We start from the raw sequence: 11,879 nt of genomic DNA, 5'->3' as shown, positions 1-11,879 counted from the left end.
TCCAGTACATGGGGATCTCGAAGCCCGCGCCGATGCCCATCAGCGCCAGGCCCACGGTGCCCACGGTGCCCCAGGAGGTGCCGAGCGAGACCGAGACCACCGAGCAGAGCAGCATGGCCGCGGCCAGGAAGATGGTCGGCGAGAGCAGCGTCAGGCCATAGTAGATCAGGGTCGGCACGGTGCCGCTGGCGATCCACACGCCGATGATCATGCCCACGCAGATCAGCACGGACACGGAGGGCAGGGAGACATGGATGACGTGGAAGATCCCTTCCTCGATATGCTTCCACTTGAAGCCCAGCCTGATGCCCACCAGGCCGGTGATGGCCATGCCGATGGCCAGGGGGATATGCGGGGTGAAGTCGCCGAAATAGAACAGCTGGATGCCGAGCACCAGCAGGGTCAGCACGACGGGGGTAAGGGCCAGTGCCAGGCCGGGCTTTTGATAGCGTATGGGTGTTGTTGTGTCGTTCATGGAAGTGTCCTTCGGTGTGAAAGTGCGCTTTGTGGCTTGTTGTTGGTGGTGACGCCGTGAGTCGCTGGTTGGCGGTCCTCCTTCGTTGCCTGGTGCCGGTAACCGGCGTGGGGGAGTGCGGTCGTGATCGTCTGTGGGCTTGCCACTGTCTCCTCTGGGGCCGTACCCGGCCGGAAGGCTGCCCTGGCCGGCGGGGCAGGACGCCGTGCCTCACTGGTACCGCCTGGCGCTGCCGATGTCAGCCTTCTAGGCTGATTGTTAGCCACGATGGCTAGGCATTGGCTCTAAAATCTCCTTCACATCTTTACCTTTGTCCTTCAGGTGAGGCTCAGATAGGCAACATGGCTAGCAAGGATGGGCGCCTGGATCGCATCGATCGGCGCATTCTCCAGCAACTTCAGGAACATGGGCGCCTGCCCATCGTGGAGCTGGCCACTCGGGTGAATCTCACCAAGACACCCTGCGCCCAGCGCGTCCGGCGGCTCGAGCAGGCCGGCATCATCCGGGGCTACCGGGCCGACCTGGACCCTGACCAGTTGGGCGCGGGGCATGTGATGGTGGTGCAGGTGACCCTGGACAAGACCAGCGAGGATGCTCTCGAGCAGTTCAATCGGGCGGTACGCCTGATTCCCGAGGTGCAGGCCTGCTACATGGTGGCGGGGAATTTCGATTACCTGCTGAAGGTGAGAACCCACGACATCACCGAGTACCGCGCTGTGCTGGGCCAGCAGATCGGCCGGTTGCCGAACGTGCAGCAGACACACTCCTACATCGTGATGGAGCTGGTGAAGGACGAGGTGACGGTACCGGTCCCCGTCGATACGCCTGCCCGGGCGGAGTGATCTGCAGCAATCCGGGCGGCCGGGGACGACACGAGCGTCGCTGCCGGGGCGTCCCCCTGAGGGTTGCGCCGGTGCTTCGGGGCCGCCACCTTGAAGGCGAGCGGCTCACCGGGAGGAAATGCATGCGACAGGAGCACGAGGGGCCCGAACGGGGTGGGCGTGGCGGCCTGTCCGTGGTAGGCCTGCTGCTGGTCGTGAATGGCGTGAGTTTCCTGGCCGAGATGGCCGTGCCGGGATGGATCTTCCCGCGCCTGGCGCTCTGGCCATTGGGCGCGGTGCCGGCGGACCTGGCCCTGCCTCCGGACATGCCGCTGGGCGAGTTCCACCTCTGGCAGCTGTTGAGCTACGCCTTCCTTCACGGCAGCCCCTTTCACCTGTTCATCAACATGTTCGTGCTGTGGATGTTCGGCAGTCCCCTGGAGCGTGACTGGGGCAGCCAGCGCTTCGCCATCTACTACTTCCTGTGCGTGATGGCGGCGGGCGCCGTGCAGCTGGTGGTGGTATCGACGGGGGACTTCGCCCCTACGGTGGGGGCCTCCGGCGGCGTCTATGCGCTGTTGCTGGCCTTCGGCATGCGCTATCCGAACCAGTACATCCTGCTGTTGATCCCGCCCATTCCCATGAAGGCCAAGTACTTCGTGATCGTCATCGGCCTGGTCGAGCTGTGGTCGGGCATCGTCGGCACCCGTCAGGGCGTGGCTCACTTCGCTCACCTGGCGGGGATGCTGGCGGGGCTGGTCCTGATGCTGGCCGGGCGGCAGCGACCACCCGCCCGGAGGTGATCGCTGCCTGCCGGGACAGCCGCTGGAGCAGGAGTGCCTGATATGTAATATTCTGGATAAATCATATAATGCCTTGCCGTTCACCGCGGAGCCGGGCAAGGCAAACGTCAGCTCCCCTTGCAGAGGACGCTCAGGTCATGGCAAGCGCTTCCCGTCCGAGCACCCCCTTGGCGCAGGTCCTGAATTCCTTGCTCAAGCAAGAGCATGAGCTGTCGCTGTTCTCGAGGGAGCTGCCCGGCCCCCTTGCCGCTGAGGTCGCCGAGGTCGATCCCGAGGCGGGGCGCCTGGCCCTGGAGGTCAACGCCGGCGGCAGGGAGATCGAGCGTGTCCAGGTGGACGGGACCCTGACCCTCGATATCGAGTCCCGGCGGCCTGGCGAGGCCGCCGGCCACGAGGTCTACAGCATCCACCAGGTGACCACCCGAATGCTGAAGATCGACAGCGGCACCTACCTCCTTGACTGCCAGCTCCCGGCGACCGTGTTCAAGAAGGAGAGCCGCGGGGACATCCGTATCCCCTTCATCCTCGGCATGCAGGTCCGTGTCGGCCTGGAGATATTTCGCCACGAACCGAGTGTATCGGGCCTGCTGCGCAACCTGTCGAGGGGCGGCTGCATGGTGGACATCGAGATGGCGGACAGTGTCGCCCTGGCAGCCGGTCAGGCGGTCCCGGGCGTTACCCTGGTATTCCCCAATGACGAGAGCTTCCATGCCGAGGGACGCATCGCCCACCTGCGGCCCTTTGGCAAGCATGGCCGGGCCGTCGTGGGAATCCAGTTCATGAACCTGGAACGAGCTCAATCCGAGCGGTTGTTCCATTTCGTGGCCGAGGCGGAAAGGGAGGCCATCTATCTGTGTGGCATCAACGACAAGGTGGCCGGGCATTCGTCCCTGTTCATCCCGGGGGCCAAGGAGAATAAGCTAGTGCAGCGCGAGGATCAGGTGCGCCGGAAGCGGGCCCGTCGGTCGCCCATGCTGGGGGGCGTGCTGGAGATCGCCCATCAAGCACAGCAGGGCCTGATGTTCATGAAGAACCATCGCCGCTTTCCGGAGGAGATGCTCTACGATGGTGCCGATGCCCTGCTCTATATGCTGGGCCAGGACCGAAAGGCGTTCCTGTATGCCCTGGCCTTCCTCCGCGATGAGCCGGGCTGGGTGCGGCATGCCGTCCAGGTGGCCGGCCAGTTGGCCGATCTGCTGTTGCTGCGTGATCCGCATGCGCCCCAGGTGCGTGAGGCGGTGGCGGGCACGTTGCTGCATACCCTGGGCAAGCCCTTGTTGATCAGTGAGGCACTGCCGTCCCTCAAGCCGCACATGAAGCCCCACCAGAAGGAGATCCTCAAGGGGCATGTCACCACCCTGCTGAGGCAGCTGGATGCGCTGGGCTGGGAACCCGGCCCCACCTGCCGCGATGTGCTCGAGAACGCCAACGAGCGTCTCGACGGCAGCGGTTACCCGGCCGGCAAGCGCGGTGACGAGTTGTCGGAGCTGGTGTGCCTCGTCTCAGTGATCAAGGTGATCAACAAGTTGACCCATGAGTGCAACGGTGTCGCGCCGCGGGCCCCCCTGGATGCCTACCGCTGGGTGAACGACCGCCCCGAGGCCTACGACAAGACCGTGCTGGTCGAATACATCCAGCATTACGGTCTCTATCCGATCGGTAGTCTGGCCAAGTTCTCGGGGGGCTTCCTGGCCTGGATCATGGACGTGGACGCCAAGGGCATGCCCTGCCAGGTGAACGTGATAAAAAACCTGGCGTTCCGAGATACCAACATCGACAGTGTGTTGACGAGCGGCGACTTCATGCAGATCGGCAAGCTCGAAGGCGTGGTGAATCCAGCGGACTACGCCATCCCGCCGATCCAGCACTGAGGCCGGGCCGGTGTTCGCCGTCCCGCGCCGGGTCCAGCCTCGGGCATGGCAACGATGGCCCTGGCCTCGGCGTTCCGCCGAGGCCGCCCAGCGGTTCGGGCCGCCATCCGCCGCAGAGTGGTCGCCCCGTCAGGCTCCTCGTCGCTGAACAGGAGGCTGCCCCTGGCGCTGACCCCGGCGATGACCCGCTTCGGCCGGCGGGCGGCGATTATCGCCAAGCGCACCCGGGCACGTCGCGGCTGTCCTCGGGGATGGTCGCAAGGTGGCCGTCGATCCTCAGAGGATAAGCGGTTTCAACGGCATCCAGATCCCCATGGCCAGCATGATCAGGTTTTCGGTCAAGGACACGAACCCCAGAGGGACGTTGCTGTTGCCGCCCACGCAGGCACACTTCAGCTCGCGCTTGTCGATATAGACGGCCTTGAAGACCGATATGGCGCCCACCGTGCCGATGAACAGCGCCAGGGGGGCGGCGAGCCAAATCAAGGCTCCTGCCAGCATCAGGATACCGGCCAGAGTCTCGGCGAAGGGATAGACATAGCCATAGGGGACATGGCGCTGGGCGAGCAGGTCATAGTTGAGAAACATGGTGCTGAAGCTTTCGATGTCCTGCAGTTTCTGGAGCCCCAGCAGGGTCATGGCGGTGGCGATCGCATACTCCAGCATGCGCAAGGACACGAGGGTATCACTGGCCGTCCAGCTCACCGCCAGACCGATCAGCAGGGAGGTCGCGAAGATGGCGAGGACCGGCTGATAGGTGGTGTCCTTTTCACCGGGCACGCTCATCCCCAGGTACTCGCGGACCTCCTCATAGCCCCCCACGCGCTGTTCGCCGATATAGACCTGGGGGGTGGTATCGACACCGGCCTCTTGCTTGAACCCCTCGATGGCCTCACGGGAGTCGAGGGTGTGATCGTCTACCTTGAACCCCTTGCGCTTGAGCAGATCCACTGTCTTCAGGCCGAACGGGCAGAGATGCTCGGCCGTGTTCATACGGTACACGCGCGCGGTGTCGGGCTGTGAGGACGGCGTTGACGTGATGGTACTCATGGACATCCACCTCCTTGCGGTAACAAGAGGGAGCTCAGGGCATGCTGATTCCGACGGTCATAGGCTCCCTGCGGGAGTGGTCATGGCCACCCCGTTGTTTCCAGCCTAGAACCTATGTGCCACCCAAGGGCCAAGCCCCTTGGCGTGACAGGATGGCGGCCCTTTGCCGCTACCCGGTAGTCGAGGCAAGATCCATCGTGCTTCATCGGGTGCGATGGCCACGGCAGGCATTGGCCCACCGTGGTCTTGTCGACCCTCTCGGAGCGTCAGAACGGCCCCCGGCTAGTTGGAGGAGGAGTCGGCGGCAGACGGCTGGCGGGTAAAGCGCACCGGCGGGCGGTAGCGCTCTTCCCTGGAGGCCTGCTCCGGTGCCGGACGCACGTGCCAGCCGCGGTTGGTCGCCCGGGCCTTCAGCTCGCGATGGGCGAGCAGGGGGCGTGCATGGGGGGATCAAGCGCAACCTCTCCGTCTGAACTAGAGTGAGAAACAGCTACAAGTCACGACAATGTCTTTCGTCAAGGATGGGGGCGACCGCAAGGAGGTGAGGGATGGCGGCCTGCTGGCAATTGCTAGTGAAATCGCCCAGTGGTAGGCCGGCCAGCTTGGGAGATGTGCAAAGAACAAGGCAAGGAGAGTGCTGCCGAGCGGGCCAGGCGTTTGGTGTGACGGATCGAGCTTGAGGAGAGCCTTCCGCCGTAAACGAAGAGCGGCCGCGTTATCCGTACAGCCTCTGGCGCTCTTGCTCAAGCCTTGCAACCAAGGAGGAAAAGATCATGGCGACTGCGTGGGCCTGGATGGGGACACTGTTGGTTTCCATCCTTGTGGCAACAGCCGGCACAGCGTCATCATCGGAACAAGAGGCCGCCATGCAAGCCGGGGCGACACAGCTCACCTCCGATGAAATCGCCGAACTGATCGTCGGCAAGACGGTGACCGCCAAATCAGGAGACAAGCGCTTCCTGTTTCACTATAGCGAGGATAACGTCCTGTCCGGAAAAATGATCGATGGCGACTGGTCCGATACCGGCTATTACGGTATCACCGATGATGACCGCGTTTGCCTCTCGATGACCAACGATCAAGGGCGTTTGCGCTGCCTCACACTGTTGAAAGCGGATGATACGGTGAAAAAATACAACGCCGATGGCGACATGACCTTCGAACTGCTGGAGTTCCAGGAAGGCAACCAGTTGTAGGCCCCGTTGTTGGCCCTTCTGGACATCCCGATGATCGAGAGGGAGTTCCTGTACCCTGCATCACCTCACGATCGTTGGGCCCTGCTAGCTCTTTCGGAGTCCCTCCTGCATGCGCGTCTTCTCCAACCCCGTCGGTTCCGGTTCGCTCTGGTTCGACAACCTCGCCACCGCCGACGGCAGCCCCGTTGCTTACGACCCGCAGGCGCGGGCCTTCCTGCCCATGCCCCCTTTCTGCGTCAACCGGGAGGTCATCGGCTGCAACTGGATCGCGCCTGAACAGGGCGCCTTCTGTCGGTCCTGCGCCATGACGGCGTTGGCCCCGGATCCCTCCATCCCGAACGCCATCCCCAACTGGGCACAGGCCGAGGCCGCCAAGCGCTGGGTGCTCGACAATCTCGGCCGCTGGCACTGGTTCCGGCCGGAGGATCCGGGCACGCGCCCCGTCTTCCACATGCTCGCCGAAGGCCCGACACCCGTGCCCATGGGCCATGCCCAGGGCGTGGTGACCATCAGCGTGGCCGAGGCGGAGCCGGTCCTGCGCGCGACCCGCCGCGAGGCGCTGCAGGAGCCCTACCGCACCATGATCGGCCATATGCGCCACGAGATCGCGCATATGCTGTGGTGGCGGCTCAGCCTGCGCGACGACTTCCTCGACGCCTTCCGTGCCATGTTCGGCGACGAGCGCGCGGATTACCCCGCCGCGCTCCAGCGCCACTACCAGGACGGCCCACCGCCCGACTGGAAGCTACGCTTTCTGACCACCTACGCCTCTGCGCATCCGCATGAGGACTGGGCCGAGACCGCTGCACATCTGCTTCACCTGACCGATATTACCGACAGCTTCGTCGCGGCGGGACTCTCCTCACCAGAGTTGCCGAGCCCGGGCTGGGACCCTTATTCGGAACCGGATCCCGGGCGCCTGATCCATGTCGCGGCCTCCCTCACGGTAGGGGTCAATCACGTCAACCGCTCCATGGGGCTGTCCGACCTCTATCCCTTCGTGCTGTCGGACGCAGCGCGCCGTAAGCTCGCCTTTGTGCATGATTGGCTGCGCCGGGGGGCCCAGGGGCGTTGACGCGACGCATGGCCCTTGTGGGCCAGGGGGAGTGCGAGGCTAGGGGCAGGGGCTCGGATGAGTCGGATGCTGCGCACTTAGGCGTGTATTCATGACAGCAAACCGGACAGCTCTCGGATTCCTACGAAAATGGCCGAAACCCCGAGAGGTATCGGCCATCGGATGAGTCGCGCCGTTACGCTCAATCCCAGCTCAGTGCGCCACCCACCTGGTACTCGGTGACGCGGGTCTCGAAGAAGTTCTTCTCCTTGCGCAGGTCGATGATCTCGCTCATCCACGGGAAGGGGTTCTCGGCGCCGGGGAACTGCTCCTTGAGGCCGATCTGCGCCAGGCGGCGGTTGCAGATGAAGTGCAGGTACTCCTCCATGATCGCCGCGTTCATGCCCAGCACGCCGCGGGGCATGGTGTCCCGCGCGTAGGCGATCTCGAGCTCGGTGCCCTCGAGGATCATCTGGGTGACCTCGTCCTGGAACTCGGGCGTCCACAGGTGCGGGTTCTCGATCTTGATCTGGTTGATCATGTCGACGCCGAAGTTCAGGTGCATCGACTCGTCGCGCAGGATGTACTGGAACTGCTCGGCGACGCCGGTCATCTTGTTGCGCCGGCCCATGGACAGGATCTGGCTGAAGCCGCAGTAGAAGAAGATCCCTTCGGTCACGCAGTAGAAGGCGATCAGGTTGCGCAGCAGTTCCTGGTCGGTTTCCGGGGTGCCGGTATGGAAGTCCGGGCGGGCCAGCGACTGGGTGTGCTTGAGGCTCCAGGCGGACTTGGCCGAGACCGAGGGCACCTCGCGGTACATGTTGAAGACCTCGCCCTCGTCCATGCCCAGCGACTCCACGCAGTACTGGTAGGCGTGGGTGTGGATCGCCTCCTCGAAGGCCTGGCGCAGCAGGTACTGGCGGCACTCGGGGTTGGTGATCAGACGGTAGACCGCCAGCACCAGGTTGTTGGCGACCAGCGAGTCGGCGGTGGAGAAGTAGCCCAGGCTGCGCTCGACGATGCGGCGCTCGTCCTCGGTGAGGCCGTCGGCGCTCTTCCACAGCGCGATGTCGGCGTTCATGTTCACTTCCTGGGGCATCCAGTGGTTGGCGCTGCCGTCCAGGTACTTCTGCCAGGCCCACTCGTACTTGAAGGGCACCAGCTGGTTGAGGTCGGCGCGGGCGTTGATCATGCGCTTGTCGTCGACGTCGATGCGCGCCGCCCCCACTTCGAGCTCTTCGAGGCCGGCGGCCACGTCGAGCTCCTCGAGGGACTGCTTGGCACGGGCCAGGCGGTCCTGCTCCGCCACCTGGTAGGCGCCGGCGCTCTCCTTGACGGTCTCGGGCGCGGGCTGCGGCGCCGGGGCCGGCGTGGCCTCGGCCGGCTTCTCGGCGACCGCGGTATCGTCTTCGTGGAACTCGTTCCAATCGATCATGTTCTTCCTCGTTCCTCGGAGGTGGAAGAGATAAGAAGGAAGCGCCCTTCGGGCGGAAGAGGGGGGGCGTGAGCCTTGCCTCTTCATCGGCGCGCAGCGCCGCCTTCCCCCTTCCTTCGTGGTCGTTACTGGCAGGCCTCGCAGCCCAGCTCGTCGATGTCACCCGCGGACGGTGGACGTGAGCCGCTGCCGCCCTGGCCCTGCAGGAAGTCGTCGATGCCCTTGGGCTCCGGCTTCGGCTCCGGGGCGGCCGACGGGGTCGGGGCCGGCGCCGCATCGGGGGCGGCGTTGCTGACAGCGTTGAGGTTGCCGCGGTCCACGGTGGACTTCTCCACCGAGGTGGCGCCCAGGGCACGCAGGTAGTAGGTCGTCTTCAGGCCGCGGAACCAGGCCATGCGATAGGTCACGTCCAGCTTCTTGCCGGAGACGCCCTTGATGTAGAGGTTCAGCGACTGCGCCTGGTCGATCCACTTCTGGCGACGCGCCGCGGCCTCCACCAGCCACTTGGGTTCCATCTCGAAGGCGGTGGCATACTTGGCCTTGAGGTCGGCCGGGACACGGTCGATGGGCTGCACGGAGCCGTCGTAGTACTTGAGGTCGTTGATCATCACCTCGTCCCACAGGCCGCGTGCCTTGAGGTCGTTGACCATGTAGGCATTGACCACGGTGAACTCGCCCGACAGGTTCGACTTGACGAACAGGTTCTGGTAGGTCGGCTCGATGGACTGCGAGACACCACAGATGTTGGAGATGGTCGCGGTCGGGGCGATGGCCATGACGTTGGAGTTGCGCATGCCCTGCTCGGCGACCTTGTCGCGGATGCGGTCCCAGTCCTGGGTCGCGGAGGTGTCGACCTCGATGTACTTCTCGCCGCGCTCCTGCTTCAGCTTCTCGATGGAGTCGATGGGCAGGACGCCCTGATCCCACAGCGAGCCCTCGAAGCTCTCGTAGCGTCCGCGCTCGGCGGCCAGGTCGGAGGAGGCCTCGATGGCGTGATAGCTGACCAGCTCCATGGAACGGTCGGCGAAGGTCACGGCGTCCTCGGAGGCGTAGGCGATGTCCTGGGCATAGAGGGCATCCTGGAAGCCCATGATGCCCAGCCCCACTGGGCGGTGCTTGAAGTTGGAGCGCTCCGCCTGGGGCACCGCGTAGTAGTTGATGTCGATGACGTTGTCGAGCATGCGCACGGCGGTACGTACGGTCTTCTTCAGCTTGTCGCCGTCGAAGGCACCGTCGGTGACGTGCTGGGCCAGGTTGATGGAGCCCAGGTTGCACACCGCGATCTCGTCGGGCGAGGTGTTCAGGGTGATCTCGGTGCAGAGGTTGGAGCTGTGGACCACGCCGGCGTGCTGCTGCGGGCTGCGCAGGTTGCACGGGTCCTTGAAGGTGATCCAGGGGTGGCCGGTCTCGAACAGCATCGAGAGCATCTTGCGCCACAGGTCCTTGGCCTTGACGCGCTTAAACAGCTTGAGCTGGCCGTTGCGGGTCATCTCCTCGTATTCCTGGTAGCGCTTCTCGAAGGCCGCGCCGTACAGGTCATGCAGGTCCGGGCAGGTGGCCGGCGAGAACAGGGTCCAGTCCTGGTCGTCGAAGACCCGCTTCATGAACAGGTCCGGCACCCAGTTGGCGGTGTTCATGTCGTGGGTGCGGCGGCGGTCGTCACCGGTGTTCTTGCGCAGCTCGAGGAACTCCTCGATGTCGAGGTGCCAGCTCTCGAGGTAGGCGCAGACCGCGCCCTTGCGCTTGCCGCCCTGGTTGACCGCCACGGCGGTGTCGTTGACCACCTTGAGGAAGGGGACCACGCCCTGGGACTTGCCGTTGGTGCCCTTGATGTAGGAGCCCAGCGCGCGCACCGGGGTCCAGTCGTTGCCGAGGCCCCCGGCCCACTTGGAGAGCAGGGCGTTGTCGCGGATGGCGCTGTAGATGCTGTCCAGGTCGTCCGGGACGGTGGTGAGGTAGCAGGAGGACAGCTGGCTGCGTACCGTACCCGAGTTGAACAGGGTCGGCGTGGAGGCCATGTAGTCGAAGCTGGAGAGCAGCTCATAGAACTCGATGGCCCGCGCCTCGCGGTCGTCCTCGTTGAGCGCCAGGCCCATGGCCACGCGCATGAACATCACCTGGGGCAGCTCGTAGCGCACCTCGTCGCGGTGGATGAAGTAGCGGTCGTAGAGGGTCTGCAGGCCCAGGTAGGTGAACTGGGCGTCACGGGTGTGATCCAGGGCGTCGCCCAGGCGCTCGAGGTCGAATTCGGCCAGCCGCGGGTCGAGTTGATCGAACTCGATGCCCCGGGCGATGTAGGCCTGGAAGGCCGGCTTGTAGAACTCGGCCATCTCCTGGTAGGTCGCCTCCTCGGCGATTTCCAGGAAGGACAGCGCCTCGCGGCGCAGGTTATCCTGCAGCAGCCGGGCAGTGACGTAGGTGTAGTTGGGGTCCTTCTCCACCAGGGTGCGCGCGGTCATCATCAGCGCCTGGGAGACGCCGTCGACGGTTACCCCGTCGTAGAGGTTCTTCAGGGAGTCGTCGACGATCTTGCCCGGCTCGACGTTGGCCAGGCCCTCGCAGGCGTCGAAGACCAGAGTCTCGACCCGGCCCAGGTCCAGCGGGCGGGTGCTGCCGTCCACCGCGGTGACGTTGAGCGTCGGGTGCGGCTTCTCGATGTCGCCGCCGGCCTCGGCACGGGCGCGGGCGTGTTCCTCGCGGTAGAGCACGTAGGCGCGGGCCACCTTCTGCTCGCCGGCGCGCATCAGCGCCAGTTCGACCTGGTCCTGAATGTCCTCGATGTGCACCGTACCGCCGTCGGGCATGCGCCGCAGGAAGGCCTGGGCGATGCTCTCGGAGGCGCGCTGCACGAAGTCACGCACACGCGAGGAGGTGGCGGCGTTGTCGCCCTCCACGGCGATGAAGGCCTTGCTCAGGGCCACGGCGATCTTGCCGGCATCGAAGGGCACCACATCGCCGGTGCGCTTGATGACACGCAGGGTCTGCGGTGCGGTAACGGAGACGGACGGACGGTCCGGAGTAGCGGTGGTATCCATGGCGCCGGGGTTCCCTACCTTGATGTGTCGGGTGGTCGAAGGCCGCCGGACGGCGACGGTTGACAGCTGTGAGAGTGGTTGCTATGGCACAGGATGTGGTGTCCTCGCCGAGGTCGAGCACAAGATAGTGTGCTTTGGC

The 11,879-nt window shown here is 64.7% G+C and carries 8 protein-coding genes and 1 pseudogene; 5 read left to right on the top strand and 4 right to left on the bottom strand.

The features are described from left to right. Positions 1-475, bottom strand: a pseudogene (locus EKG36_RS13675) (Na+/H+ antiporter NhaC); the annotation flags it as partial. Positions 476-816: 341 nt separating this feature from the next. Here EKG36_RS13675 and EKG36_RS13670 point away from each other — a divergent pair. From EKG36_RS13670 to EKG36_RS13660, 3 genes are all read left to right on the top strand, one after another. Then, the gene (locus EKG36_RS13670; protein WP_126485018.1) at positions 817-1,317 is read left to right on the top strand and encodes an Lrp/AsnC ligand binding domain-containing protein; all 501 of its coding nucleotides are present in this window, start codon (positions 817-819) and stop codon (positions 1,315-1,317) included. A 122-nt stretch (positions 1,318-1,439) separates the two neighbouring features. Further along, positions 1,440-2,099, top strand: a complete 660-nt coding sequence (locus EKG36_RS13665; protein WP_126485016.1) for a rhomboid family intramembrane serine protease — start codon at positions 1,440-1,442, stop codon at positions 2,097-2,099. Between the two features lie 137 nt (positions 2,100-2,236). Next, positions 2,237-3,970 (top strand): PilZ domain-containing protein, encoded by a 1,734-nt coding sequence (locus tag EKG36_RS13660; protein WP_126485014.1) that lies wholly within the window; start codon positions 2,237-2,239, stop codon positions 3,968-3,970. Between the two features lie 276 nt (positions 3,971-4,246). Here EKG36_RS13660 and EKG36_RS13655 read toward each other — a convergent pair whose 3' ends face one another. Further along, a complete protein-coding gene (locus EKG36_RS13655; protein ID WP_126485012.1) occupies positions 4,247-4,963 on the bottom strand; it encodes a glutaredoxin in 717 nt (238 codons plus the stop codon). Between the two features lie 830 nt (positions 4,964-5,793). Here EKG36_RS13655 and EKG36_RS13650 point away from each other — a divergent pair. After that, complete coding sequence (locus EKG36_RS13650; RefSeq protein ID WP_126485010.1) at positions 5,794-6,216, top strand: hypothetical protein; 423 nt, start codon at positions 5,794-5,796, stop codon at positions 6,214-6,216. 109 nt (positions 6,217-6,325) lie between these two features. Further along, complete coding sequence (locus EKG36_RS13645; protein ID WP_126485008.1) at positions 6,326-7,291, top strand: zinc-binding metallopeptidase family protein; 966 nt, start codon at positions 6,326-6,328, stop codon at positions 7,289-7,291. Positions 7,292-7,472: 181 nt separating this feature from the next. On the opposite strand, the gene EKG36_RS13640 is transcribed toward EKG36_RS13645, so the two are convergent. Both EKG36_RS13640 and EKG36_RS13635 read right to left on the bottom strand, forming a co-directional pair. Next, a complete protein-coding gene (locus EKG36_RS13640) occupies positions 7,473-8,705 on the bottom strand; it encodes a ribonucleotide-diphosphate reductase subunit beta (protein ID WP_126485006.1) in 1,233 nt (410 codons plus the stop codon). A 125-nt stretch (positions 8,706-8,830) separates the two neighbouring features. Next, positions 8,831-11,740 (bottom strand): ribonucleoside-diphosphate reductase subunit alpha, encoded by a 2,910-nt coding sequence (locus EKG36_RS13635; protein ID WP_126485004.1) that lies wholly within the window; start codon positions 11,738-11,740, stop codon positions 8,831-8,833. Positions 11,741-11,879: the final 139 nt, after the last annotated feature.

The sequence above is a fragment of the Halomonas nitroreducens genome (assembly GCF_003966155.1).
Classification (GTDB): Bacteria; Pseudomonadota; Gammaproteobacteria; order Pseudomonadales; family Halomonadaceae; genus Halomonas; species Halomonas nitroreducens.
The sequence above is the reverse complement of the archived record's forward strand: the minus strand, read 5'-3'. Positions and strand labels throughout refer to the sequence as shown.